We start from the raw sequence: 24,300 nt of genomic DNA, 5'->3' as shown, positions 1-24,300 counted from the left end.
GCATACGCTGACAGCCACAAGAAAGCGCAGCTGAACTTGGCGCGATGATTCATCAACCGGTCAGTTCCAAATTCATGTCGCGTTCCATCGAATAACGGAGAATTTACATCTCGGCAGCGAACGGCATTCGCCTCAGCGCCGGCCCAAACCATAAGTACAGGTATCTCGACCATGAAGACTTCTCTGCTGGCCCTCGGCCTTCTCGCTGCCCTGCCGTTTGCGGCCTCCGCTGCCGAAAACCTCTCCTACAACTTCGTCGAAGGCGACTACGTGCGCACCCCGACCGAAGGTCGCGATGCAGATGGTTGGGGCGTGAAGGCGTCCTATGCCTTCGCTCCGAACTTCCATGTGTTCGGCGATTACAGCAAGCAGAACGCTGACGACAACGACAGTGTGTTCGAGAGCTCGAACTCCGACTTCCAGCAGTGGGGCGTCGGTGTTGGCTACAATTACGAGATCGCAACGAGCACCGATTTCGTTGCCCGCGTTGCCTACCGCAAGCTGGACCTGGACACCCCGAACATCAGCTTTGACGGCTACAGCGTTGAAGCCGGTCTGCGTAACGCCTTCGGTGAGCACTTCGAAGTCTATGCCCTGGCTGGCTACGAAGACTTCTCCAAGAAGCGTGGCGTCGACCTCGGCGACAACTTCTACGGCCGCCTTGGCGCCCAGGTGAAGTTGAACCAGAACTGGGGCATCAACGGCGACATCCGTATGGATGGCGACGGCAACAAGGAATGGTCGGTCGGCCCGCGCTTCAGCTGGTAAGCCGCACGTTTGACTGCAGCGCGACTCTCTCCCGCGCTGCATCGGAAGCCCGGTCCCCCGACCGGGCTTCTTTCTTTTGTGCGATCGGAGTTGCATGCGCATGCATGCGCCTGTGCAAGCCGGCGCGTTTCGCAAACTCGGCTTCCCAGCGCCGAAGCTGACACGTGTGCACACGACAGCTTCTGCCGCGTCACCCTGGCGCACTGGTCGAAAGCACGGTGTTGCTGATACGCCTCCCTAATCTTGGCGCGCAATGCGCAGCACGGAGATTCTGCGATGGACACGCGTCGCCAATCCGGCGTACGGCCCTAAGAGCATGTAGAACCCGAGACTGCTCAGCACACGATTGCACAGTCAGCGCTGGTAGCAGCCTGGCCTCGTTTGCACTGCAGCGGCAGCATGAAACGCGCCGCACCAACAAAAAGCCCGGCAATGCCGGGCTTTTTTGTTGTCTTGGATCACGTACGCAACGCACGCAGGGCTCAGGTAAACAAGGTCTGCGGATACTCGGGCTTGCGCTCGCGTGCCAGCAATTCCTTCAATCCCGCTTCCGGGGTGATCTCGCCATGCAGGACTGCACGCACTGCGTTGGAGATCGGCAGCTCGATGCCATGCTGCTCTGCCTGACGCATGACCTCGTCGGCGGTCTGCACCGATTCAACCACCTGGCCGATCTCACGGATGGCATCGCTCAAGCTCTGCCCGCGTCCCAGCGCCAGACCCAGCCGCCGATTGCGTGACAGATCGCCGGTGCAGGTCAGCACCAGATCGCCCAGGCCAGCCAGGCCCATCAATGTTTCCGGCCGTGCGCCGATGACCGCGGCCAGGCGCAGCATCTCGTTCAAGCCGCGCGTGATCAGGCCGGCACGGGCGTTGAGGCCCAGCTGCATGCCATCGGCCACGCCGGTGGCAACCGCCAGCACATTCTTCATGGCGCCGCCCAGTTCGGCACCGACCATGTCATCGCCGGTGTAAGCGCGGAAAGTGGGCCCGTGCATGGCATCGGCCACCACCTGCGCAAACGCGGCGTCATCGCCGTGCACGGTGATCGCGGTCGGCAGGCCCAGGGTGACTTCCTTGGCGAACGAGGGCCCGGTCACCACGGCCAGCGGCACGCTGGGGCCAAGGATGTCGCGCGCCACTTCATGCAGGAAGCGCCCGGATCCCGGCTCGAAGCCCTTGGTGGCCCAGGCGATGCCCGCGCCAGCTGGGCGCAGCGGCGCGAGCAGCTTGATTGTTTCGGTAAACGCGTGCGACGGCACCACCACCAGGATCCAGCTGGCGCCGGCGATGGTCTGCTGCAGGTCGGTGGTCGCGCGCAGGCTGTCCGGCAGGGCAATGCCTGGCAGATAGCGAGGGTTCTCGTGGGTGCGGTCGATGGCATCCACCATCGCCGCATCGCGGCCCCAGAGCACGGTCGGGTGACCGTGCCGGGCAACCAGCGCCGCCAGGGCCGTGCCCCAGGAACCGGCGCCGAGAACGGCGATTTTCTGTGTCGGATCGCTCATCCGGTGCGCAACAACGCTTACGCGTTGCCGGCCGGCTCGGAATCGGCCAGCGAGGTTTCGCCCTGCGAACGCTGGCGCAGGGTTTCGGCGTACAGCGCTTCGAAGTTGATCGGCTGCAGGTAGAACGGCGGGAAGCCGCCGGCCTGGATCAGATCGCTGACCAGGGTGCGCACGTACGGGAACAGGATGTTCGGGCACTGGGTGCCGAGCAGCACGTCGATCGCCTGCGGCTCCAGGCCGACCAGGCCGAACACGCCAGCCTGCTGCACTTCGGCCACGTAGGCGGTCTTGCCACCGGCGGTGCAGGTCAGGGTCACAGCCAGCACGACTTCGAACGCGTTGTCGTTGAGGCGCTGCACCTTCTGGTTGAGGTTCAACTGCAGCTCGGGCTGGTTGGCGTCATTGAAGACGGCCGGGGCGTTCGGCGATTCGAAAGAAACGTCCTTGACGTAAATCTTTTCGATGGTGAAAGCGGGGCCAGCAGCGGCGTCGGCCGGCGCAGCGGCGCCGTTGAGGATTTCGTCGGACATTCCTAACTCCAGAAAACAGTTCGATGGATGCAACGTTGAGTGATGCAGACGTGAAAACGCAGTATCTCACGCAAGCAATGGGGGCTTGCGCGGCGCCTCACAAGGCAGATCAGGCGCGGCCCTTGACCAGCGGCAGCTCGGCCATCTGCCAGGCGGCAATGCCGCCCTCCAGCCAGTAGACCTGCTCGAAGCCGGCCTTCTTCAGCGTCTTGGCAGCGCCGGCAGAGGCGTTACCGCTGCGGCAAACCACCACCACCGGCGAGGATTTGGCGTTGGCGAGCAACTTGCCGGCCGGGTCGAACTTGGCCAGCGCCACGTTGCGGCTGCCGGCGATGTGGCCTTTTTCGAAATCGGCGGTGGGCGACAGATCAATCACCAACGCATTTTCGCTGTTGATCAGGCGGGTCAACTCGGCCGGCTTGAGCGCGCGATAGCCGCGGAACAGGCGCGCGATCTCGGTGACGATGATGGCGATGGTCAGGCCCACCAGGGCCAGCGACAGCATGGGGTTGCGGCCCACAAAGGCCTGCAGCTCTTCGAAATTCACTGAGATCACGGTCGATGAAGCGGGCGGGAATTGTCGCACAGCTGGCGTACGCGACGGCCACTGCCACGCTGGGTGGACAGGCGGAAGGCTATTGGCCCTGCCACAGGTCCGGCAGGCCGGTGGTCAGCCACCAGCGTTTGCGCTCGGCATCCCAGTGCCACACCTCGATGCTGCGGACCAGCCGCTCGGCCTGGGTATTGCGGTTGATCACCCGCAGCTCGACCTCCCGGCGCAGATCGCCGGTGTCGGTCTCGCCAACGCGCAGTTCGCGGTAGCCAGAAATCTGCACCTGCTCGTAGCGCGAGCGTTCCAGCTCGCTGAGCGGGTGGGCCTGCGCATAGGTCGGCTCGATGAAGCCCTGCGCGGCATCGAAATCGCTCCAGCGCACCGCCGCCGTGTAGGCGGCCTGGGTGGTTTCCAGCGCACGCGCCTGCGCCCGGCTGCCGGCGGTGGCCAGGCCGCTGACCAGGGCCAACCCCAGCAGGACCACCATTCCCATCACTGCACGCATGCGCCTTCCCCCAAGGACCAGGCCCGCATCCTACCGTTTTGGAAAGGCCACGAACCGCCCGCTCAGCGTCGCCGCCGCCGCGCCCGACTCCAACGCCACCTGCGCGCGCATGTCGATGCGTGCCTTGCCGCGTTGGCGGAAGGTGGCAAGGAACACCTCCCAGTTGCCGGCCGCCGACGGCGCGGCGTCTGCCACCAGCTCTTCGTACACCGGTGCGACATAGCGCAGCTGGCTGTCGGCCACGTACACATCGGCATCGTGCCCGGCCAACTGCAGCTGCAAGGTCAACCACCCCCACCCGGCCAGTGTCATCAGCGAGGCCAGACTGCCGCCGAAGGCGTTGGCCTTGTCGTTGACGTTGGCCTGCAGCGGCGCGCGCAGCCGCAAGGCCCCGTCATGCAGCCCGTCCACGGCAATGCCCATCGACAGCACCGGTGGCATGGCGACGAACTGCTGCTGCAACGAGTGCAGGGCGGATGCGAGCGTGCACGGAAGGGTCATCGGCAAAGGCTGCAAGACGGCGAAGGGTTGGCATCATGCCGCAATGTCCTGCGAGCGTCTTGTGCACCTAAATGACATGCGGTACCGCATGGTAAAACTGCTCTCATGCAGTACCGCACTCAGGGTACGAAGGTGACCTTCCGATAGCCTTGCGCTACACGGAGCAATGCGGTCGCCTTGGCCTTCCATTGCGCGCTGCGCTGCTTCTGTGCCTGTGTCAGCGGTGCATCGATGGTGCTGGTGAACACGATCTGTTCGGGCGCCGTGTGGAAGAACTTGTCCTGGATGCAGGCCGCCGGCGAAAGCTGGTAAGTCGACAATTGCTGCGCCACCGGTGACTCGTTCCAGCCAAACATAAAGATGTCGGCCATCGTGTGCCAGCGCGCTTCTGCAGCCAGCAGCAGCCGTGCCGCATCGCGGCTGATGATCAGCGCGCCGGCGCAGACCGGCCAGCAATGCTGGTACGTCGACGGACGCACCCGCCGCAACTGGCGGCCCGCCACGGCGGTGACCTTGCCTTCGAGCTTGATGCGGTTGTAGGAGGGTTCCAGCCGCACGATGCTGCTGCCGCCAGGCAACCAATCGGTCGTGCGCAATAAAGCCGGCAACGCGTCGGACAGATGCATGTCGTCTTCGAACACCGCGGTGTAGGCGTCGTCGGAGTTGGCCGCAATGCGCCACGCTGCCTGATGGCTCAGGAAACAGCCGATATTGGACGCGGTCCACGTACGCGGGCCGGTGCTGAAGGCATCGCCGGAACCTTCCAGCGGCCGCTGGCGCGCGAAGTCGGCAATTTGCTCGGGTGTGAGGGTGCGTCCATCGACCGCCGCAATGCGTTCGAAGGGCACACCCAACGCCTGGAAGCGGGCCGACATGGCGCGCAATCGGTCGTCGCACCGCTGCATGTTGATGAGGTAGGACTTGATCACGGCACCGTTCCGGGTTTTTGGTGCCCCAAAGCGTGTCGTGATTCACAGTATTTGCAAGTAGTTACGAAATGAGACTAATGTCTTACTTGGGAGTGCGCGGCGGACTCGCACTGCATCGGCGGAAGGCCCGCTGGTTCCATACGCAAAGGACGACATCGACAGCAGCCGACCCGACCCGGTCTACGTGCTGCTCTCGCATAATCCCGAGATGACCCACACGCGCACAACTGCCACGTCCTGGACCCTGCTGTCGCTGCGCCCCAGCGGCGAGCACGCGCCGCTGCGGCGTGCGGTGGCCCGGCATGGCGGCCAGTTGCTGGCGGTGTCGCCCTGGCGCCTGCAGATCAACGACACGCTGCAGGCACGCGATGCGCTGCGGCAGGCACTGGGCGCGCCGATTGTCGTGTTCACCAGCCCGGCCGCCGTGCACGCGGCGCACCGGCTGCTGCCCTTGCAGCGGCCTGGACCGGCCCAGTGGGCAAGCGTGGGCGAAGGCACGGCGCGGGCGCTGCAGGCCTGCGGGATCGACGCGGTGGTGCGCCCGGCGCGCATGGACAGCGAAGGCCTGCTGGCACTGCCGGCGTTCAATCCCCCGCTGCACGCCGTGGGCCTGGTCACCGCGCCCGGCGGCCGCGGCATGCTGGCACCGGCGCTGGAGCAGCGCGGTGCGCGGATCCTGCGCGCAGATGTGTATCAGCGTGTTGCGCTCCGGCTGCGTGCGTCGACGCTGCACGCGCTGGAGACTGAGATGCCACGCAGCGTGATGGCCTTGAGCAGCAGTGAAGCGCTGACGTTGATCGTGCAGCAGTTGCCGCCGTCATTGGCCACTGCATTGAAGACCCGCCCGGTGGTCGCCTCCAGCGACCGCATGCTGGAGGCCGCGCGCGCTGCAGGCTTCGTGCAGGTCCATCGCGCCGAAGGCCCACTGCCTGCGCAATTGGCGGCAGCCGCCGCTGCGATCATGACGCCGCCGCCACCTTGCTGAACTGCGGACTCAAGCACAGCTTGCAGGTGTCTGTGGCCACACGCCATGCTGTGGCGGATGACTGCGGCGCCTGCGCCTGTCGTGACCGCCCGAGGATGCCCGAATGACCGACATGCCCGCTCCTGCGCGACGTTTCCCCCTGGCCTGGCTGCTGCTCGTCGTGGCGATCGTGGCCGTGGGCGCGGCGCTGTTTCTCGGGTGGCGCGCATGGCAGAGCTACCAGGACACCCAGATCCAGGCCGCCCAGGCGCAGCAGCAACGCTGGGACGGGACCCAGCAACTGCTCGACACCCTGCGCCGCGACCAGCGCCTGGCCAACGAACGCCTGCAGGATGCCGCCGCCACCAACCGCGTGCTGCGCGATGAAATGCTTGGGCTGAGCCAGCGCAGCGCATTGCTCGAAGACACCGTGCAGAAGCTGGCCGATCCCAACCGGCATGGCGCCCAGGCGCTGCGGCTGGACGAGGTGGAATTGCTGCTGCGGCTTGGCCAGCAGCGGCTGAGCATCGCCGGCGATGCCGATGGCGCACGACGCGCCTACGCCCTGGCCAATGGCGCGCTCAACGGCATCGACGACCCGGGCTATCTCAATCTGCGTCAGGCGCTGGTGCAGGAGCGCGACGCCCTCGATCGCCTGGGTCCCGGCCCGCAGGCGCAGGTTGGTGAAGGGCTGGATCGCCTGGCAACGGACCTGCAGCGCCTGCCCGAGCAGAGCGCGCAGGACAGCGAGGCCGCACTGCCCTGGTGGCAGAAGGCCCTCTCGCCCCTGGTGGAAATCCGCCCGAGCCGTGGCGATGCGTTGATCACCCGTGGCGAGCGCACGGCCGCGCGCGATGCGCTGCAGATCGAAGTCAGCGTGGCACGTGCAGCCGCCGAGCGCGGTGATGCACAGGGGTTCGCGCAGGCCTTACGGCGTGTGGACACCTGGACCACGCGGCTGTGGCCAGACTCGCCACAACGCCGCCAGGCACGCACGCGCCTGCGCGAACTGCAACAAGCGCCACTGCGTCCGCGCCTGCCGGAACTGGGCACCACCCTGCTGCAACTGCAGGCCATGCGTGAAGGGAGATCCACACAATGAAAGTGCTGCGTACCGTCTTGATCCTGCTGGTTGCCGTGGCGCTGGGTGTGCTGGGCGCGCAATGGCTGTCGCACCAGAACAGCTACGACCTGGGCAATGTGGTGGTCAGCGTGGGCGGCAACGATTACCGCGCCGCCATGCCGCAGGCGGTGTTGATCCTGGTCATCGCGCTGCTGGTGCTGTGGCTGTTGTGGACGCTGATCAGCCTGCCGTTCCGGGTGTGGGGCAAGTACCGCCGCAAGAAGGGCCGTGCGCGCCTGATCGAAGGCCTGCGCGCTGCCGATCACGGCCAGTGGCAGCGTGCCGAGCGCCTGCTGGTCAACGCCAGCGAGGACGAAGAAGTCAGCGGCATTGCCTTGGCCAGCGCCGTGCGCGTGGCCGATGCGCGCGGTGACGTGGCCTCGGCCACGGCGCTGGCGCAGCAGTTGGCCGAGCGCGACCCCACCGCACACGCACTGCTGCAGGGCGAGCGGCATCTGGCGCAGCAGCGCCCGGTGGATGCGATCAATGCGCTCGACAGCGCCGCCGCCCAGCCGCTGCCGGCCCGCGGCCTGCTGTTACGCACGCATGCACTGGCGCAGATCGGACGCGCCGACGAGGCCTATGGCCAACTCGGCGCCCTGCGTCAGCAGGCGGTGTTGGCGCCGGAGGCCTACAGTGCACTGGAGGCCACATTGGCCGAGCAGACCTTGCTGCAGGCCGGCGATGCCAACGCCCTGGCCGAACGCTGGGAAGCCTTGCCGAAAGCGCTGCGCACCTACCCGGCCGTCGTTGGCGCCTATGCCCAACGCGCAGCCGTGCTGCACTGGGACGATGCTGCGGTGCACAGCCTGGAACAGGCGCTGGATACGCAGTGGGACGAATCGCTGGTGCGCCTGTACGGCGTGTTGCCGCTGGAAAAATACGATTCGCGGCGTGCCAGTGCCCAGCGCTGGCTGACCCAGCATCCAGACAGCCCCGGGCTGCTGCTCACCCTGGCCCGCCTGTCGCGCCATCAGCAACAATGGTCGCAGGCCGAAGAATTCCTGCACCGCGCACTGGCCAATGGCGCCGGCGCCGATGCCTGGGAAGAACTGGGCCACGGGTTTGCAGCGGCAGGTGACCTGCTCTCCGCGCAGCACTGCTACGCCAACGCACTGCGCGCCGCGCGCGGCGAACCGGTGCTGGAGATCATGCCGCAGCAATCCATCCGCGGCCCGATCGTGGTGGCCCATGACACGCCGCCATCCGGCCCGATCACGCCGGACGATCGCCTCGTGTAATCGATGCAATTGTTCGGCCTTGCAGCGGCGCACGCCACAGCTGCGCCACGTTGCATCAACGCTGGCGCTTTGCCTGCGGCAGTGGCGGCAGATCGCTCAGGAATGCATCGCAGGCACCCAGATACCGTGCCTGCACGTGGTCGACCTGCGTCGGCGACAACACGCGCGACCCCAGGCGGCCGATCAACAGCATCACCGCCATCACGCCGGCACCGATCAGCCACCGGAACTGGCTATCGATCGAGAGCCCGCACACCAGCAATGCCAACACCGATGCCATCGCCACCGCGACATAACGCACGCGGCGGCGCTCGTGTTGCGCGCACAGGGTGAGCACGTGCGCGCTGCGCTTGCGTAGCGCGATGGCCAGGATCACGTACGGCAGCACGCCCAGCAGCAGCGTCGCATAGATCACCGGATGGTGCCAATGAAAGATGTAGCGGCGCGGCGGCATGTCGGCCGGCGCGTTGCACTTGACGCATCGTGGCGGCAGATTGGCGCCCGCCGTACACACCAGCACGTCGCCCTCGCGCCACACATCGCCGTTCGCCCGCGGCAGGTACAGGCTGGGTGGCTCGCGGAACTCGTCCGTCGACATCCATGCGTCCTTGCAGGTTTGGGATTGGAGATTGGGCATTGGGGATTCGTAAAATCAGGAGTCCGCGTCTGCTTTTGCGAAATCCCCAATCCCGAATGCCCACTCCCACGCTGCACAGCAGCGTCAGCGTTCCACGATCGCCACCACGCCCATGCCGCCGGCGGTGCAGATCGAAATCAGGGCACGTCCGCCGCCGCGTTCTTCCAGCTGCTTGGCTGCGGTAGCCACGACGCGTGCGCCGGTCGCGGCGAACGGGTGGCCGGTGGCCAGCGAGGAGCCCAGCGGGTTGATCTTGTCCGGGTCGATGCGGCCCAGCGGCGCGTCCAGCCCCAGGCGATTGCGGCAGTAATCCTCGCTCTCCCAGGCGCGCAGCGTGCACAGCACCTGCGCGGCGAAGGCTTCGTGGATCTCGTAGATGTCGAAGTCCTGCAAGGTCAGCCCGTGCCGGGCCAGCATCTGCGGCACCGCAACCGTGGGCGCCATCAGCAGGCCCTCGCCATGCACGAAATCCACCGCCGAGACCTGTGCATCGCGCAGGTAGGCCATCGGCGTGTGGCCATGGGCCAGCGCCCAGGCTTCGCTGGACAACAGCACCGCGGCGGCGCCATCGGTGAGCGGGGTGGAATTGGCGGCAGTGAGCGTGCCGCGGCCGGAGGTCTTGTCGAACGCCGGGCGCAACGTGGCCAGCTTTTCCAGCGAGGTGTCCGCGCGCAGGATGTTGTCGCGCGACACGCCACGGAACGGGGCAATCAGCGCATCGAAAAACCCGCGCTCATACGCGGCCGCCAACTTGTGGTGCGAAGCCACTGCCCATTCGTCCTGCGAATCACGCGAGATGTTCCATTCCTTGGCCATGTCTTCGCAGTGTTCGCCCATGCTCTTGCCGGTGCGCGGCTCGGCCACGCCGGGGAACTCTGGCTTGAGCTCGCCCAGCTTGAAACCGCGTAGCAGCGCCTTGAGCTTGTCGCCGGTCGCCTTCGCGCGGTTGGCGGCCAGCAGGCGCGCCCGCAGCTTCTTGCCGTAGACGATCGGCACCTCGGAGGTGGTGTCCGAGCCGCCGCCGATGCCCGAGTCGATCTGCCCCAGCGCGATCTTGTTGGCGATGGTGATCACCGAATCCAGGCTGGTGCCACAGGCGCGCTGCAGGGTGATGCCCGGCGTCAGCGGCGACAGGCCCGACGACAGCGCGGCTTCGCGGGCCAGGTTCCAGTCGGAGGAATGCTTGATCACCGCCCCCATCGCCACCTCGCCCAGTTGCTGGCCATGCAGCCCGAAGCGTTCGACCAGCGCGCCCAGCGTGCGCACCGACATGCCCAGGTTGCCCACGTCCGCGTATGCGGTGTTCTGGCGACAGAACGGGATACGAACGCCGCCCAGGATGGCGACGGGACGGGCTGCGGGCATGGGCTGACCTTGCATGGGGGACTCGGGGACATGGCCTGCACAGGGCCGGCAGGCATAATGGCCGCAGTGTAGCTTCGACCCTGTGATGGGCCAACCGCGAATCATGAGTACGACCGAACACGGCATGACCGCCATGGGTGTCCTGGCGCTGGAACTGACGGGCGGGACCGCCCCCACGCGTGGGGCGCTGGCGCCTGCGCAGGCCGGCATGCTGGCCGAGCGCATCGGCCGCGACCTGGCCCAGTGGATCCCTGAAGTGCGCGCGCTGGAGCTCAGCGTGGCGATGGCGCATTTCGATCCCGCCGAAGTGCTGCGGCCGGGCTGGCCGCTGCACCGCCGCCTGGAAGAACTGCATGCACGCGCCCCGGGTCGCGATGAAGGCCCGCGCGTGCTGGCATTCGGTGCCGATGCGCACGGCGAGATCCCGCTGCCGTTCCAGGCCGATGCGCAGCTCACCGGCGGCGGCCTGCGGGTGCTGCCGTTCCTGTTCTCCGGTGACCCGCAGACGCTGGCGACCGTGGCCGATGCCATGGAAGAAGTGCTGCTCGCGCAGGGCATGGCCCAGGCCGATACCGCGTTGCTGGCGCAGGAAAGCTTCGGTGCGCGCATCGAGCACGCCCGTTATCTCACCGGGCACGACCTGGCGGCGATGATGTCGATGCAGTACGACAACCAGGGCCTGGCGCCGCTGTGGCCGCTGATCGAAGCGGCGCTGCTCGCCCCGCAAACTGAAGAGTGGCTGGATCAGGCGCCCGAGCCGGTGCTGCGCTATGTCGGCGGCGAAGTGCGCATTGCCCTGTTCGACCCGGCTGGCTGGTGCGACCACTACGCACACGAGCGCGAAAATTGCGAACGCCTGCGCGGCGTTTATGAGCAGTACCTCGCCCGTCAGCGGCAGATGGCTGCCGTGCTGGAAGCCCATGGCTTGCCGGTGCTGTACGTGCATGTGGAGCCCGGCCAGGATCCGCGGCAGGCGCTGGCCGCATGACCTCGGCGCCGGCCTCCACCGCACCCGCCCTGCGCGGGATGCTGGAGACCGGCGTGTATGTGGCTGATCTCGACCGCGCCTGTGCGTTCTACGCGCAGGTGCTGGGCTTGCAGCCGATGCACCGCGATGCACGCATGGCCGCCTATGCAATTGCGCCTGCGCAGGTGTTGCTGCTGTTCCTGCAAGGCAGCACGACCAACACCGTCCGTTTGCCTGGCGGCACCATTCCACCGCACGACGGACACGGGCACACCCATTACGCGTTGGCGATCGCCACCGAGTCGCTGGCGGCCTGGGAAGCGCATTTGCACGCGTGCGATGTCGCCATTGAAGGCCGCACGCAGTGGCCAGACGGTGGCCACAGCGTGTATTTCCGCGATCCCGACGACCATCTGGTCGAATTGGCGACGCCGGGGCTTTGGCCTAATTATTGAGGCGTTTTTAATTGGTGCGGTGCGCCTATCGCGGCGTGCTGTGTGCTGTGTGCTGTGTGCTGTGTGCTGCGCATGGGATCAAGAACGCGCGTCATCAGACCGATTCAACTGGCTTGGTGAGCAGGCGGCAGTCTCGTCGCGCCAGGCGCTTGAATACATCTCGGTCCTAAGCGCGCGAGTCAACATTGCACGCGTAGGAGCGCGCTTGCGCGCGATGTGGCGTTATCGGTGAGGGCGCGTTCCCGGTAAAGCTTCATCGCGCGCTAGCGCGCTCCTACGGTGCTACGTGTTCTGTAAGCATCGCGTTGCACCCACGGTGTGCGATAGCAAGCGGTCGCCCTGTTGATGCGCAGGTTTCTGAGTGATAGCCGCCGTCGGCTCGTGAGCCGCCAAGACACTGGTAGGAGCGCGCTTGCGCGCGACGGGGCGTTACCGGGAGGCTGCGCCTTCGGTGAAGCTTCATCGCGCGCTAGCGCGCTCCTACGGTGCTACGTGTTCTGCAGGCATCGCGTTACACCCATGGTGTGCGATAGCAAGCGGTCGCCCTGTTGATGCGTAGGTTGCTGAGTGATCGCCGCCGTCGGCTCGTGAGCCGCCAAGACACCGGTAGGAGCGCGCTTGCGCGCGATGAAGCGTTATCGGTGAGGGCGCGTTCCCGGTAAAGCTTCATCGCGCGCAAGCGCGCTCCTACGGAGCTGCGTGTTCTGTAAGCATCGCGTTGTACCCACGGTGTGCGATAGCAAGCGGTCGCCCTGGTGATGCGCAGGTCGCTGAGTGCATCGCCGCCGTCGGCTCGTGAGCCGCCAAGACACCGGTAGGAGCGCGCTTGCGCGCGATGTGGCGTTATCGGTGAGGGCGCGTTCCCGGTAAAGATTCATCGCGCGCAAGCGCGCTTCTACGGTGCTACGTGCTCTGTGGGCATCGCTGTGTGGTCACGCCGTGGCATCCACCGCGGCGTGACCATTGACCATTACTTGGTCGGTGCGGGCGCGTTGTCGGTGGTGATCACGCCGCAAGCCAGGCGGCCGCCGGCGTTGCCGGTGGGCTGGGTCTTGTAGTCGTCCGGGTCGGCGTGGACGATCACGGCGTGGCCGGCGATGTCGGACTGGTCGGCCTTGCCCAGGTTGACGTTGCTCGCCACCGGGCCGTCGATGCTGGCATTGCCCTGCGCATCGGCCTTGATGTTGGGCATGTCGCCACCGTGATGCGGGTCGGCGCCGACCATGCCGTGGTCGGTCTGGGCGGGGTTGAAGTGGCCGCCGGCGCTGCTGCCGTCCGGCGCACTGCAGTCGCCCTTCTCGTGGATGTGGAAGCCGTGCTCGCTGTTGGGCTTGAGCCCGCTCAGTTGGCCGGTGACCCGCAGCGCGCCGTCCACGGTCTTGAAGGTGACTGTGCCCTTGACCTCATTGCCCTTCGTCGGCTTGAGCTCGGCGGTAGCGGTGGTGGTGGCCGCTGCTTCGGTGACCATCGAGGCGGCATGCTCGCCGCCGTGGGCGGCTTCGGCCGGGGTGCCGGCCTGCGGGGCGGGCGCTGGTTCGGCCGGGGCGGGCTCGTCGCGTTTGCAGGCCGTCAGGACCAGCGCGGTGGCCAGGAACAGGGTGGTGGGAAGAATACGCATGAATCACTCCTCAAAAGACGCCGCGGGGGCGGCATGGGTGCCCACGGCTCAGGGCTGCGAAGGCGGTGTCTGCCACTTGGTGGCACGGATGACGCCACAGGCCAGCCGCGCACCGGCATTGCCGCTGGGCTGGCTGCGGTAATCGTCGGCGTTGGCATGCACGATCAGCGCCTTGCCGAGCACGTCGCTGGGCGCGGCGTCGCCCAGGGTGATATCGCTCAGGATCATGTCCAGATGCGCCACGCCTTCTGCGTCGGCGCGCAGATTGTCCATGTCGCCCAGATGGTGGGTACCGTTGCCGGCACGGCCGTGCGCTGCGCCGGTGGGATTGAAATGCCCACCGGCGCTGCTGGCATCGGCCGCGCTGCAATCGCCGCGCTCATGCACATGGAAGCCGGCGACCGCACCGGGCCGCAGACCACCGACGGTGCCGGTGAGGCGAATGCCGCGCAGCGCGGGCACCAACACCACCCGGCCACTCACCAGGCTGCCCGAGGCCGATGCCAGCGGCGCTTCGGCCTGCTGCACCGCGCGCACGGGGACTACCCGCGCAGGCACCGGCGGCGGCGTCGGGGGCGCAGGTGGCGTGCTGCTGCAGGCAGCCAGTGCCAAAGCGGTAAGGGCAACGACGGTGGACGACCGGTAACGCATCGAGCTGTTCTCCTGATCAGGCTGAAACCTATGCGGACGCATGTTCACGTGTCATGAAATGCGCCGTGCGGCAGGCCGGCAGTGTACGGGTGACGGACGCGGTTGGAGTCACCGATGACGAGGGCGCCGGTGCTGTTGACTAATGCGCGACGTGCAGCCCGTGATGCGGCATGCGCGCGGCATCGGTTCTGCAGGCAGAAGGGATCGGTGCAACCGAAGCGCCGTGACCACGCAATCGACACACCCGGCGGCAGTGCCACATCGCGTGCCTGCGCCAGCGCATCGAAGCGCTGCAAGGCGTTGGCATAGAAGGCCGCTTCGCCAGCGTCTCGGCGGCCAATGGGTCGGCGGGATAGGCCTCAAGCGCATCGCGCACCTCGCCGATCAGGTGCTGACGTGCGCGCGTCATGCAAGAAACCGGTGCAGCACGGCGTTACAGGCAGCGGCGTGCGTGGGTTGTGCGCAGGCTGCGATTTCCAGCGTTCTGAGCAGCGCAGCTACAGCGTGATCGACTGACAAAACCACTATCTGCAGGTGAGCAATTCCAGGGCGCACCGACTGCCTGTCGCCGCCGTGTCCAGCGCCCGCACGATCAGTGAGTTGGACTTTTCACGGCGCAATCAACGCGAGCGTCTGACTCGCATTAGCCAGATACGACTATAGGCGTAGCGCGTCTAGCGACTGCTGAGGCGCGCCGCAAACAGCTGCAACGCGCGGAAGTGACATGATGCTTACGTGGTTGCCGCCGCCGATGTCGCGCGCGCGTACGATCAGCGGGCGGGACTTCCCACGGCGCATTCAACGCGAATGCCGCACGCGCACTAGTCCGATACGACTGCATGCGTCGCGCGTCTAGCGCCTGTTGGCGCACGCCGCAAGTCGCTGCAGCACGCGGGGCTGACATACGTCCCCTCTGCGCAGGTTGATGCAGCACCTGGCCTGCTTGGCCGTGGCGTTGTTGTGCGCGCGCCGTTGGTGAGCAGGACACTCAATGGCGCACAGCAGGCTCGCGTGAGCGACGAGAACCTCCCGCTCCAACCGCGCAATCCGCACGCCCTGCTGGCGGGTGGACGTGCGGAGACACGTACGCCAGGACACGAGGACTTGCGGGCATCACAGCAACAGCGCCACGCCGCACACCCACGCGGCGCGCGACGTACCTCAGCGCCGCTTGCGCCCCGGCCCCAGCTTGCGGGTCACGGTGTTGCGGCCCAGGCCCAGGCGGGCGGCGGCTTCGGCGCGGCGGCCCTGGGTGAGTTGCAGTGCGGCTTCGAGCAGGGTTTTGTCCAGGCGTTCGCGGGCTTCGGCGTGCAGGCCCTGCGCACCTTCGCTCAGGCGCTGCGCCGCCCAGCTGGAAAGCATCTCGTCCCATTGCCCATCGCTGCGTCCGGCGCGCACGCGGCGCCCGCCGCGCGCGAGTGCGGCATCGACATCCACCACATCGATGGTGTCTGCGGTGGCCAAGGCGGCCAGGCGCCAGCACACGTTTTCCAGTTCGCGCACGTTGCCGGGCCAGTCGTACTGACGTAGCGCCTCCAACGCAGCAGACGACAAGCGCTTGGGCAGCATGTCGAGCTTGCGCCCGGCCATGGCCAGGAAGTTTTCCGCCAGCTGTGCGATGTCGCCGCGGCGTTCGCGCAGCGGTGGCAGCTGCAGCCGCACCACGTCCAGGCGGTGCAGCAGGTCGGCGCGGAAGCGGCCCTGTTCGACCAGGGCTTCCAGGTCCTGGTGGGTGGCGGCGATCACGCGTACATCCACGCGGATCAGCTCGCGCCCACCGACGCGGAAGAATTCGTTCTCGGCCAGCACGCGCAGCAATCGGGTTTGCAGCGGCAGCGGCATGTCGCCGATTTCATCCAGAAACAGCGTGCCGCCGTCGGCCTGTTCGAAGCGGCCAATATGCCGCTTGGTGGCGCCGGTGAAGGCGCCGGTTTCGTGGCCGAACAACTCGCTTTCCAGCAGCTCGGCCGGAATGGCGGCAGTGTTGAGCGCAACGAACGGTTTGCGCGAACGCGGCGATTCGTTGTGCAGCGCGCGCGCCACCAGCTCCTTGCCGGTGCCGGTCTCGCCATTGATCAGCACCGACAACGGCGCCTGCGCCAGCCGGCCGATCGCACGGAACAAGGCCTGCATTGCCGGGGTGTCGCCGATCAGCGCGGCCGAGCCTTCGGCCACGGGCGTGCCGAGCGTGTCTTCAACAGCCGCATCGGCGTCGGGCAGTGCACGCGCGGCCAGCGCTACCGCATCGTCCAGGTCGAACGGCTTGGACAGGAATTCGTGCGCGCCGCCACGGAAGGCACCGGCGGTGCTGGCGACATCGGTGTAGGCCGACATCACGATGACCGGCAGCTGCGGGTGCTTGGACTTGAGCTTGTCGAGCAGGGTCAGGCCATCTTCGCCGGGCATGCGCACGTCGGTGAACAGCAGGTCCGGCGTGGGCCGCATTGCCAGCGCCTGCAGCGCCGCAGCGGCGCTGTCGAAGCCGTCCACCGCGTAGCCGGCATCGCGCAAGGCGGTGGACAACACGAAGCGGACCGAACGGTCGTCGTCGACCACCCAGATGCGGTGGGATACGGCGGCGGCCTCAGCCATGCAGATGCTCCTTGTCGTGATCGCCGGCCAGCTCGGGCAGCAGCAGGGTGAAAACGGTGTGGCCCGGCCGCGAGCGGTAGGTCAGCGTGCCGTGGTGTTCGCGCGAGACCTGCTGCGCCAGCGCCAGGCCCAGCCCGCTGCCTTCGGCACGCCCGCTGACCAGCGGCAGGAACAGGTGCTCGGCCAGTTCTTCGGGCACGCCGCCGCCGTCGTCGATGATTTCCAGCCGCAGCGACATCGCATGCACGCGGTCGCGGATGCGCTGGCCATGCTCGACGCGGGTGCGCAAGGTCACCCGGGTGGCGCCGGCCTGGAAGGCGTTGCGCACCAGGTTCCACACCGCCTGGGTGAGCCGGTCCACGTCGCCGAGGATGTCGGGGATGCTGGGGTCGTAATCGCGCTGTACCTGCACCGACCAACCGCCTTCGGCCTCGGCCAGCCGCAGCACGCGTTCGAGCACCACATGGATGTTGAGACGCTCGTGCGGGCGTAAGGGTGAGGGTGAAAGCAGGCGTTCGAGCAGGGTGTTGAGGCGTTCGATTTCGGTGCCGATCAACTCGATCAGCTCGCGTTCGTCCTCGTCGCGCCCGGCAGCGCGGCGCGCCAGCAACTGGGCGGCGCCCTTGAGCCCGGCCAGCGGGTTGCGCAGCTCGTGGGCCAGGCCCTTCAGCGCCGCGCTCAATGCGTTGGGCAACGCGTGGGTGGGGTCCAGTGCGGGGAATTCGTCGACCGGATGGGTTTCCAGCAGCCAGCCGCCGTCGTCCAGCCGCGACAGCCAGCCTTCGGCAAAGCGCGGCGCGTCATTGGGCAGGCCCAGGGCCAGCCGGTGCAGCCGCAGGATGTCGCGCTCGTCGTTGAGCAGAAAGCGCGCCAGCGCGTCGCCCTGCACTTCCAACGCGGCCAGCGGTTGGTCCACCAACCGGCGCGCACTCACGCCGAGCCAGCGCGCAAACGCGGGATTGACTCCCAGCACGCGCCCGTCGCGGTCGGCCCAGGCCACCGGCGTACCAAGGCTGTCGAGGGAAGGCGTGGATGACGACATCAGCATTGCACCAATTTAGTGCAAGCACCGCCCGACCGGCGCAGCACAGCTGCCGACGGGGCAATACCCGGAGATGAGGGAACTGGGGCGAGGACGTGCAGCGGGCCAGCGCGCAACCACTCGGGACTGAGGGGCGTGGGGCGGGTCATGCAGGCACCTCGGCAACGTGGCCCGGCGCTTGGTGCCGGGCCGGGGGCAGCAGACCCGGCGCGGGCACTTCCGGCCGGGTCGTCGTGCAGCCCGCGGCATGCTGGCCGCGGGCAGTCATGCTCAGGACTCGTAGGCAGCTTCGCCGTGCGAGGTGATGTCCAACCCCTCACGCTCGGCTTCTTCGGTGACGCGCAGGCCGAACACCAGCTTGGCGACCACAAAGCCCACCACCGACACCACGCCGATCCAGCCCACCGTGATGCCCACGCCCAGCGCCTGGATGCCGACCTGATGCAGCATGTCGTAGTCGCCGCCCTTCTGGCCGCCCAGCGAGGCCGCCGAGAACACGCCGGTGAGGATCGCGCCGATGATGCCGCCCAGGCCATGCACGCCGAACACGTCCAGGCTGTCGTCGGCACCAAGCAGGCGCTTGAGGCCAGTGACGCCCCACACGCACAGCACGCCGGCCGCCAGGCCAATGATGATCGCGCCGAACGGGCCCACCGTGCCGCAGGCCGGCGTGATGCCGACCAGGCCGGCGACCATGCCCGAGGCCACGCCCAGGGCGGAGGACTTGCCCTTGATGATCTTCTCGGTGAGCGACCAGCCCAGGACCGCGGCTGCGGTGGCCAGCAAGGTGTTGAGGAAGGCCAGCGCCGCACCGGCATTGGCTTCCAGGTTGGAACCGGCGTTGAAGCCGAACCAGCCCACCCACAGCAGCGACGCACCGACGAAGGTCAGGGTCACGTTGTGCGGCTTGATCGCCTCACGCCCCAACCCGGCACGCTTGCCGACGAAGTAGGCGCCCACCAGACCGGCGATACCGGCGTTGATGTGCACCACCGTGCCGCCGGCGAAATCCAGCGCGCCCAAGCCGAACAGATAGCCGCCCGTGGCCCAGACCATGTGCGCCAGCGGCAGGTACCCGAAGGTGAACCAGATCACCGAGAACAACAGCACCGCCGCGAACTTGGCGCGTTCGGCAAAGGCACCGACGATCAGCGCACCGGTGATGCCGGCGAAGGTGGCCTGGAACGCCACGAACACGTATTCCGGCAGGCTGACGCCCTTGGTGAAGGTGGCCGACAAGGTCTCGATGGTCACACCCTTGAGCAAGGCCTTGTCCAGATTGCCGATCCACGCGCCTTCGCCGGAGAACGCCAGGCTGTAGCCGTAGAACACCCACAGCACCACCAGCAGCGAGAACACCACCGCCACCTGGATCAGCACCGACAACACGTTCTTGGCGCGCACCATGCCGCCGTAGAACAGCGCCAGGCCCGGCACCACCATCAGCAGCACCAGCAACGTGGAGGTCAGCATCCAGGCGACATCGCCCTTCTCCACGACCGGCGCCGCCTCGGCCGCCGCAACCGGCGCGGCGGCCGGCTGTGCGGTGGGGAGCGGTTCGGTGGTGACCGGCTCGGTCGGCAATGGGGTGACCTGCGCGCCGGACTGAGCCTGCGCGTTGCCCAAGCCGCCAACCACCAGCACACTGAACAGCATCAACATGCAGACGCTGTAGAACCGGGCTTTCCACCCGGCAACAAGACCTGTCTTCATAGGGACTCCGGGGTGGGTGGGGTCAGAGCGCATCGGCGCCGATCTCGCCGGTGCGGATACGCACGACTTGCTCGATCGCGGTCACGAAGATTTTGCCGTCGCCGATCTTGCCGGTGCCGGCGGCGTTCTGGATGGCCTCGACCACGGCGTCCAACCGGTCGTCGGTCACCACCGTCTCGATCTTGATCTTGGGCAGGAAATCCACGACGTACTCGGCGCCGCGGTACAACTCGGTATGGCCCTTCTGCCGGCCGAAGCCCTTGACCTCGGTAACGGTGATACCCGACACGCCAGCTGCGGACAGGGCCTCGCGGACCTCGTCGAGCTTGAACGGCCGGATGATGGCGGTGATCAATTTCATGCGCATACCCCGAATGGTGGAAAGAACCGGCCGGCATTGCGCCGACCGGCGGTGTCATTCACCTGCATGCCAACCCCGGCATCCCCGATTCCTGATGAATCGTCACACGGTGGCGCAGACCCCAGCGGATGCGATGCATCCGCCTCGTGGGAGAGGTCAGGCCCGCGCACCGCGTGCTGTGTACTCTCTCGTCCCCTAGCGGCCCACGGCACCTGCCATGGACCCTCGAACATGTGCGGCGATGGCGGAGGTGGGAGGGGGGCCTCCGCCATCACCGCGGTGGAACTCAGTTGCCGTAGTACAGCTGGTACTCCAGCGGATGCGTTGCGGCGCGGAACTTGGTGACTTCCTGCATCTTCAATGCGATGTAGCCGTCGATGAAGTCGTCGCTCATCACGCCACCGGCCTTGAGGAACTCGCGATCCTTGTCCAGCGCCTCCAGGGCCTGATCCAGGCTGGAACACACCTGCGGGATCAGCTTCTCTTCTTCCGGCGGCAGGTCGTACAGATCCTTGTCGCTCGGTGCGCCCGGGTCGATCTGGTTCTTGATACCGTCCAGGCCGGCCATCATCAGTGCGGTGAAGGTCAGGTAGCCGGACTGCAACGGATCGGGGAAGCGCATTTCGATGCGGCGCGCCTTCGGGTTGGTCACCCACGGAATGCGGCACGAGGCCGAGCGGTTACGCGCCGAATAGGCCAGCATCACCGGCGCTTCGTAGCCGGGGACCAGACGCTTGTAGCTGTTGGTGCCGGAGTTGGCGAAGGCGTTGATGGCGCGGGCGTGCTTGAAGATGCCGCCGATGTACCACAGCGCCATCTGCGACAGGCCGCCGTAGCCGTCGCCGGAGAACAGGTTCACGCCACCCTTGGTCAGCGACTGGTGCACGTGCATGCCAGAGCCGTTGTCGCCGACGATCGGCTTCGGCATGAAGGTGGCGGTCTTGCCGTTGCGGTAGGCCACGTTCTTGATGATGTACTTCATCGTCAGCAGTTCGTCGGCTTTTTGCACCAGCGAGCTGAACTTGGTGCCGATCTCGCACTGGCCGGCGGTCGCCACCTCGTGGTGGTGCACCTCGGTCTCGATGCCGACCTGCTCCAGGGTCTTGATCATTTCCGCACGCAGGTCGTGCAGGGTGTCGGTCGGCGGCACCGGGAAGTAGCCACCCTTCACGCCGGGACGGTAACCGCTGTTGCCGCCGTCGTACTTGGCGCCGGTGTTCCAGGCCGCCTCTTCGGAACCCACCTGGAAGAAGGTGTGGCCCATGTCATTGGCGAAGCGCACCGAATCGAAGATGAAGAATTCCGGCTCCGGGCCAAAGAACGCCTGATCGGCGGTGCCGGACGACTTCAGATAGGCCTCGGCACGCTTTGCAATGCCGCGCGGATCGCGCTCGTAGCTCTGCATGGTGGCCGGGTCGAGGATGTCGCAGGTCAGCACGATGGTCGGATCGGCGAAGAACGGATCCAGGTAAGCGGTGCCCGCGTCCGGGAGCAGGACCATGTCCGACTCGTTGATGCCCTTCCAACCCGCGATGGAGCTGCCGTCGAACATCTTGCCTTCTTCGAACAACGCCGGCTCGATGATGCTGGCCGGAAAGGTGATGTGCTGCTGCACGCCACGCATATCGACGAAGCGCAGGTCGACAAACTCGACCTTGTTGTCCTTGATCAGCTTTTCAACATTTTCCACGGACATCGGAAGAAACCTCGGCAGGAGTTAAGTGGCTCGTGGGCGGTACTACAGCAGGGACCATGCCAAGCTGCGCCGCTTCACAAGTTGTTGATTTTGCTGACCTCGTTCGAGATCGCCCAACCAAGCTCAACACCACCTTGGTGCTAAGCGAATCCATCGTGCACCAAAATGGTGCATGCCGCAATGCACTATCCTTTCACCTCCCCCCGCACTCCTCTCCCGCCCGATGTCCGACCTCATTTCCGCCCTGTTGCTGGGCATTCTCGAAGGCCTCACCGAATTTCTGCCGATCTCCAGCACCGGCCACCTACTGATCGCCGAACAATGGCTCGGACGCCGCTCGGATTTCTTCAATATCGTCATCCAGGCCGGCGCGATCCTGGCGATCTGCCTGGCGCTGCGGCAAAAGCTGTGGACCCTGGCCACCGGCCTGGGCGAGCGCGCCAATCGCGACTACGTGCTCAAGATCGGCGTGGCCTTCCTGGTCACGGCGGTGGTCGGCCTGATCGTGCGCAAAGCCGGCTGGCAATTGCCGGAAACCATCCAGCCGGTGGCCTGGGCGCTGCTGATCGGCGGCGTGTGGATGCTGGTGGCCGAACACTTTGCCGGCAAGCTGCCCGAGCGCGACGTGGTCACCTGGAAGGTGGCGATCGCAGTTGGCCTGGCCCAGGTGGTGGCCGGCGTGTTTCCGGGCACCTCGCGCTCGGCCTCGGCGATTTTCCTGGCCATGCTGCTGGGCCTGAGCAAGCGCTCGGCGGCGGCGGATTTTGTGTTCATGGTCGGCATTCCCACCATGTTTGCTGCCAGCGGTTACGCGCTGCTGGAGATGTACAAGGAAGGCGGCTTTGGCAGCGAGAACTGGACCGATGTGTCGGTGGCGTTCATTGCGGCCACCCTCACCGGTTTCGTAGTGGTGAAGTGGCTGCTGGGCTACATCAAGAAGCACCGCTTCACGGTATTTGCGGTGTACCGCATCCTGCTCGGCGCCGCGCTGCTGCTGTGGTTGCCGGCCGCCTGAGCCGGCCGATGCCGGGGCAGTGACGGCCGTCATTGCCCCGGCAGCCCGCTGGCGGTATCACTGAGCGGGTCCGCCGCCCGGGAGCCATCGATGCGTGCCGTGTTGCTAGCGCCAGCCCTGCTGGCCATCGGTGCAACTGCCTGCGGGCGCGATGTGCCACCTGCCGCGCCGGCGGGTGGGCCAGCGTCAGCGACTCCTGCCGCAACCGCGATGCCCGAACGCTCTTCCCAGGACGCACCGCTGCGCGCCGCCCTACAGATCCATCACTGGCAGCTGCAACGCGCCCACGATGCGCATGGCACTGCCCTGCGCAGCCTGTTCGTCGATGGCATGCCACCGCTGCAGCTGGACTTCACCGCACAACGCCTGCAGGTCAGCCAGACCTGCAATGCGCTCGGCGCGGCGTACACCGTGGAAGCCGCGCACCTGCAGATCGGCCGGGTGGTGTCGAGCAAACGGCTGTGCGCGCAATCGCGGCGGATGGCACAGGAACGCGCCGCAAGCGACTTGCTCTCGGGACGCTTTGCCGTGGCGCTGGACAACGCAGCCCCCCCTGCCGACCCTGCGCCTGACCCGCACCGACGGCACACGCCTGGAGTTCGCCGGCCAGCCCACCGCCGACGCCCGCTTCGGTGGGCCCGGGCAAACCATGTGGCTGGAGGTAGCCGGCGACACCGCGCCCTGCACCACGGCGCCCACCCGCCAGTGCCTGCAGGTGCGCGAGTACTTACAGGCGACGCAGGCGGTGCTGCAGGACAGCGCCGATGGCTGGCAACCGCTCGATCAGCCAATCGAGGGCTTCACCCACGAACCCGGCATTCGCACCTTGCTGCGCGTGACGCGCTCTCCGGCCAGCGGCGAACGCGATGCGCCGGTGTATGTGCTGGAGCAGCTGGTGGAAGCGCGCGGCTAAGCCGTGTGGCAAAGACGTAGGAGCGCGCTTGCGCGCGAGGGGCGTTCACGGGGTTGCTGCCTATGCGCGCGATGTGGTCGGTGAGCTGCGCGGCAGATTCGCGTGTAGGCGTTCCCATGGATGCGCTGCCGAGATCACGCGCTGCGGCTGAGGGATCCACCAAGCGAATTGCTACATCATTCAGGGCCACGGACCGCTGAATTAACGGCCATTCGCAGCATCGGCTACTGGCCCGCCGATGCTGCTGGAGCCAACCAGCACGATGGCTGTTGCAGCGCGATTGCAGCGCGATTGCAGCGCGGCACCATTGCTGGGAATGCCCTCGCGCGCAAGCGCGCTCCTACGAGAGAGCTAGAGTCGTCCAAGCGACTTGCGTCTCGGCGCCGGAGCGACGCTGACCGCCGCTTCCGGCGGTCAAGCAGAAGTTGCTGCACGTAGTTGAGAGTGCTGTTCCGAGGCTCAGCGCAGCGCAGGATTCGGTGGGAGCGCGCTTGCGCGAGAGGGCATTCGCGATATTGCTGACTAAGATTGCGATATGGGTGGTGAGCTGCGCGGTGCTTCGCGTGGCAGGCTTTTCCAGGATGCTTTGCCACAATCACGCGCCGTGGCTCAGGGATCCGCCAAGCGAATTGCTACGTCATCCAGGGCCACGC

At 66.6% G+C, this 24,300-nt stretch carries 22 protein-coding genes and 1 pseudogene; 8 read left to right on the top strand and 15 right to left on the bottom strand.

Features of this window, described 5'->3' with window-relative positions; genetic code table 11:
• Positions 1–171: 171 nt before the first annotated feature.
• Positions 172–768: an OmpO family porin gene (locus ACCQ09_RS01090; protein ID WP_012437016.1), complete on the top strand. Its 597-nt coding sequence runs from the start codon at positions 172–174 to the stop codon at positions 766–768.
• Between the two features lie 482 nt (positions 769–1,250).
• On the opposite strand, the gene ACCQ09_RS01085 is transcribed toward ACCQ09_RS01090, so the two are convergent.
• The 6 genes from ACCQ09_RS01085 to ACCQ09_RS01060 all read right to left on the bottom strand — a co-directional run bounded on the left by ACCQ09_RS01085 (position 1,251) and on the right by ACCQ09_RS01060 (position 5,294).
• Positions 1,251–2,276: an NAD(P)H-dependent glycerol-3-phosphate dehydrogenase gene (locus ACCQ09_RS01085; protein ID WP_011035460.1), complete on the bottom strand. Its 1,026-nt coding sequence runs from the start codon at positions 2,274–2,276 to the stop codon at positions 1,251–1,253.
• Between the two features lie 17 nt (positions 2,277–2,293).
• Positions 2,294–2,806 carry a protein-export chaperone SecB gene (secB, locus tag ACCQ09_RS01080; protein ID WP_011035459.1) on the bottom strand — a complete coding sequence of 171 codons (513 nt, stop codon included), beginning with the start codon at positions 2,804–2,806 and terminating at the stop codon, positions 2,294–2,296.
• A gap of 109 nt (positions 2,807–2,915) precedes the next feature.
• The gene (locus ACCQ09_RS01075) at positions 2,916–3,353 is read right to left on the bottom strand and encodes a rhodanese-like domain-containing protein (protein WP_012437015.1); all 438 of its coding nucleotides are present in this window, start codon (positions 3,351–3,353) and stop codon (positions 2,916–2,918) included.
• 88 nt (positions 3,354–3,441) lie between these two features.
• The gene (locus ACCQ09_RS01070; protein WP_011035457.1) at positions 3,442–3,864 is read right to left on the bottom strand and encodes a hypothetical protein; all 423 of its coding nucleotides are present in this window, start codon (positions 3,862–3,864) and stop codon (positions 3,442–3,444) included.
• Between the two features lie 30 nt (positions 3,865–3,894).
• A complete protein-coding gene (locus ACCQ09_RS01065; RefSeq protein WP_012437013.1) occupies positions 3,895–4,365 on the bottom strand; it encodes a YiiD C-terminal domain-containing protein in 471 nt (156 codons plus the stop codon).
• A 119-nt stretch (positions 4,366–4,484) separates the two neighbouring features.
• The gene (locus ACCQ09_RS01060) at positions 4,485–5,294 is read right to left on the bottom strand and encodes a glycosyltransferase family 25 protein (protein WP_012437012.1); all 810 of its coding nucleotides are present in this window, start codon (positions 5,292–5,294) and stop codon (positions 4,485–4,487) included.
• A 208-nt stretch (positions 5,295–5,502) separates the two neighbouring features.
• Between ACCQ09_RS01060 and ACCQ09_RS01055 the strand changes: the two genes are divergently transcribed.
• The 3 genes from ACCQ09_RS01055 (at position 5,503) to ACCQ09_RS01045 (ending at position 8,622) form a co-directional block, all read left to right on the top strand.
• Entirely contained in the window at positions 5,503–6,279 is a 777-nt protein-coding gene (locus tag ACCQ09_RS01055; protein ID WP_372386267.1) for a uroporphyrinogen-III synthase, read from the top strand.
• Positions 6,280–6,382: 103 nt separating this feature from the next.
• Complete coding sequence (locus ACCQ09_RS01050; protein WP_014509455.1) at positions 6,383–7,360, top strand: uroporphyrinogen-III C-methyltransferase; 978 nt, start codon at positions 6,383–6,385, stop codon at positions 7,358–7,360.
• Positions 7,357–8,622, top strand: coding sequence for a heme biosynthesis protein HemY (locus ACCQ09_RS01045; RefSeq protein WP_100665778.1), 1,266 nt, complete (start codon positions 7,357–7,359; stop codon positions 8,620–8,622). Before ACCQ09_RS01050 ends, ACCQ09_RS01045 begins: the two co-directional genes overlap by 4 nt.
• 55 nt (positions 8,623–8,677) lie before the next feature.
• On the opposite strand, the gene ACCQ09_RS01040 is transcribed toward ACCQ09_RS01045, so the two are convergent.
• Both ACCQ09_RS01040 and ACCQ09_RS01035 read right to left on the bottom strand, forming a co-directional pair.
• Complete coding sequence (locus ACCQ09_RS01040; RefSeq protein ID WP_228428194.1) at positions 8,678–9,220, bottom strand: hypothetical protein; 543 nt, start codon at positions 9,218–9,220, stop codon at positions 8,678–8,680.
• Positions 9,221–9,343: 123 nt separating this feature from the next.
• Positions 9,344–10,639 carry an acetyl-CoA C-acetyltransferase gene (locus tag ACCQ09_RS01035; RefSeq protein ID WP_012437008.1) on the bottom strand — a complete coding sequence of 432 codons (1,296 nt, stop codon included), beginning with the start codon at positions 10,637–10,639 and terminating at the stop codon, positions 9,344–9,346.
• Between the two features lie 88 nt (positions 10,640–10,727).
• Between ACCQ09_RS01035 and ACCQ09_RS01030 the strand changes: the two genes are divergently transcribed.
• A complete protein-coding gene (locus ACCQ09_RS01030) occupies positions 10,728–11,612 on the top strand; it encodes a hypothetical protein (protein ID WP_019237130.1) in 885 nt (294 codons plus the stop codon).
• The gene (locus ACCQ09_RS01025) at positions 11,609–12,046 is read left to right on the top strand and encodes a VOC family protein (RefSeq protein WP_040940350.1); all 438 of its coding nucleotides are present in this window, start codon (positions 11,609–11,611) and stop codon (positions 12,044–12,046) included. Before ACCQ09_RS01030 ends, ACCQ09_RS01025 begins: the two co-directional genes overlap by 4 nt.
• A 970-nt stretch (positions 12,047–13,016) precedes the next feature.
• Here the strand turns inward: ACCQ09_RS01025 and ACCQ09_RS01020 are convergent.
• The 7 genes from ACCQ09_RS01020 to glnA form a co-directional block, all read right to left on the bottom strand.
• Positions 13,017–13,664, bottom strand: a complete 648-nt coding sequence (locus ACCQ09_RS01020) for a superoxide dismutase family protein (RefSeq protein WP_019237109.1) — start codon at positions 13,662–13,664, stop codon at positions 13,017–13,019.
• 48 nt (positions 13,665–13,712) lie between these two features.
• The gene (locus ACCQ09_RS01015) at positions 13,713–14,315 is read right to left on the bottom strand and encodes a superoxide dismutase family protein (protein WP_040940349.1); all 603 of its coding nucleotides are present in this window, start codon (positions 14,313–14,315) and stop codon (positions 13,713–13,715) included.
• 1,161 nt (positions 14,316–15,476) lie between these two features.
• Positions 15,477–16,907: a nitrogen regulation protein NR(I) gene (gene ntrC / locus ACCQ09_RS01010; RefSeq protein WP_011035445.1), complete on the bottom strand. Its 1,431-nt coding sequence runs from the start codon at positions 16,905–16,907 to the stop codon at positions 15,477–15,479.
• Positions 16,900–17,955, bottom strand: a complete 1,056-nt coding sequence (locus ACCQ09_RS01005) for a two-component system sensor histidine kinase NtrB (protein WP_014509462.1) — start codon at positions 17,953–17,955, stop codon at positions 16,900–16,902. The genes ntrC and ACCQ09_RS01005 overlap by 8 nt, the downstream gene beginning before the upstream one ends.
• Positions 17,956–18,219: 264 nt before the next feature.
• Positions 18,220–19,662, bottom strand: a complete 1,443-nt coding sequence (locus tag ACCQ09_RS01000) for an ammonium transporter (RefSeq protein WP_040940348.1) — start codon at positions 19,660–19,662, stop codon at positions 18,220–18,222.
• 22 nt (positions 19,663–19,684) lie between these two features.
• Positions 19,685–20,023 (bottom strand): P-II family nitrogen regulator, encoded by a 339-nt coding sequence (locus ACCQ09_RS00995; RefSeq protein WP_002808480.1) that lies wholly within the window; start codon positions 20,021–20,023, stop codon positions 19,685–19,687.
• A gap of 286 nt (positions 20,024–20,309) precedes the next feature.
• Positions 20,310–21,719 (bottom strand): type I glutamate--ammonia ligase, encoded by a 1,410-nt coding sequence (glnA, locus tag ACCQ09_RS00990; RefSeq protein WP_011035442.1) that lies wholly within the window; start codon positions 21,717–21,719, stop codon positions 20,310–20,312.
• 223 nt (positions 21,720–21,942) lie between these two features.
• Here glnA and ACCQ09_RS00985 point away from each other — a divergent pair, with 223 nt between their 5' ends.
• Both ACCQ09_RS00985 and ACCQ09_RS00980 read left to right on the top strand, forming a co-directional pair.
• A complete protein-coding gene (locus tag ACCQ09_RS00985; protein WP_011035441.1) occupies positions 21,943–22,734 on the top strand; it encodes an undecaprenyl-diphosphate phosphatase in 792 nt (263 codons plus the stop codon).
• Positions 22,735–22,824: 90 nt separating this feature from the next.
• Positions 22,825–23,647 (top strand): annotated as a pseudogene (locus ACCQ09_RS00980) (META domain-containing protein).
• Positions 23,648–24,300 lie beyond the last annotated feature (653 nt).

This window comes from Xanthomonas sp. NCPPB 2586 (genome assembly GCF_041475775.2).
GTDB lineage: Bacteria > Pseudomonadota > Gammaproteobacteria > Xanthomonadales > Xanthomonadaceae > Xanthomonas > Xanthomonas campestris.
Note: the sequence above shows the minus strand (reverse complement) of the source record. Positions and strands in the feature narration are given on the sequence as shown.

What these genes read in the sequence shown, in the direction of transcription:
- ACCQ09_RS01090 (WP_012437016.1), top strand. Translation starts at nt 172, where the DNA reads ATGAAGACTTCTCTGCTGGCCCTCGGCCTTCTCGCTGCCCTGCCGTTT.
- ACCQ09_RS01085 (WP_011035460.1), bottom strand. Translation starts at nt 2,276, where the DNA reads ATGAGCGATCCGACACAGAAAATCGCCGTTCTCGGCGCCGGTTCCTGG.
- secB (WP_011035459.1), bottom strand. Translation starts at nt 2,806, where the DNA reads ATGTCCGACGAAATCCTCAACGGCGCCGCTGCGCCGGCCGACGCCGCT.
- ACCQ09_RS01070 (WP_011035457.1), bottom strand. Translation starts at nt 3,864, where the DNA reads ATGCGTGCAGTGATGGGAATGGTGGTCCTGCTGGGGTTGGCCCTGGTC.
- ACCQ09_RS01065 (WP_012437013.1), bottom strand. Translation starts at nt 4,365, where the DNA reads ATGACCCTTCCGTGCACGCTCGCATCCGCCCTGCACTCGTTGCAGCAG.
- ACCQ09_RS01055 (WP_372386267.1), top strand. Translation starts at nt 5,503, where the DNA reads ATGACCCACACGCGCACAACTGCCACGTCCTGGACCCTGCTGTCGCTG.
- ACCQ09_RS01050 (WP_014509455.1), top strand. Translation starts at nt 6,383, where the DNA reads ATGACCGACATGCCCGCTCCTGCGCGACGTTTCCCCCTGGCCTGGCTG.
- ACCQ09_RS01045 (WP_100665778.1), top strand. Translation starts at nt 7,357, where the DNA reads ATGAAAGTGCTGCGTACCGTCTTGATCCTGCTGGTTGCCGTGGCGCTG.
- ACCQ09_RS01040 (WP_228428194.1), bottom strand. Translation starts at nt 9,220, where the DNA reads ATGTCGACGGACGAGTTCCGCGAGCCACCCAGCCTGTACCTGCCGCGG.
- ACCQ09_RS01035 (WP_012437008.1), bottom strand. Translation starts at nt 10,639, where the DNA reads ATGCAAGGTCAGCCCATGCCCGCAGCCCGTCCCGTCGCCATCCTGGGC.
- ACCQ09_RS01030 (WP_019237130.1), top strand. Translation starts at nt 10,728, where the DNA reads ATGAGTACGACCGAACACGGCATGACCGCCATGGGTGTCCTGGCGCTG.
- ACCQ09_RS01025 (WP_040940350.1), top strand. Translation starts at nt 11,609, where the DNA reads ATGACCTCGGCGCCGGCCTCCACCGCACCCGCCCTGCGCGGGATGCTG.
- ACCQ09_RS01020 (WP_019237109.1), bottom strand. Translation starts at nt 13,664, where the DNA reads ATGCGTATTCTTCCCACCACCCTGTTCCTGGCCACCGCGCTGGTCCTG.
- ACCQ09_RS01015 (WP_040940349.1), bottom strand. Translation starts at nt 14,315, where the DNA reads ATGCGTTACCGGTCGTCCACCGTCGTTGCCCTTACCGCTTTGGCACTG.
- ntrC (WP_011035445.1), bottom strand. Translation starts at nt 16,907, where the DNA reads ATGGCTGAGGCCGCCGCCGTATCCCACCGCATCTGGGTGGTCGACGAC.
- ACCQ09_RS01005 (WP_014509462.1), bottom strand. Translation starts at nt 17,955, where the DNA reads ATGCTGATGTCGTCATCCACGCCTTCCCTCGACAGCCTTGGTACGCCG.
- ACCQ09_RS01000 (WP_040940348.1), bottom strand. Translation starts at nt 19,662, where the DNA reads ATGAAGACAGGTCTTGTTGCCGGGTGGAAAGCCCGGTTCTACAGCGTC.
- ACCQ09_RS00995 (WP_002808480.1), bottom strand. Translation starts at nt 20,023, where the DNA reads ATGAAATTGATCACCGCCATCATCCGGCCGTTCAAGCTCGACGAGGTC.
- glnA (WP_011035442.1), bottom strand. Translation starts at nt 21,719, where the DNA reads ATGTCCGTGGAAAATGTTGAAAAGCTGATCAAGGACAACAAGGTCGAG.
- ACCQ09_RS00985 (WP_011035441.1), top strand. Translation starts at nt 21,943, where the DNA reads ATGTCCGACCTCATTTCCGCCCTGTTGCTGGGCATTCTCGAAGGCCTC.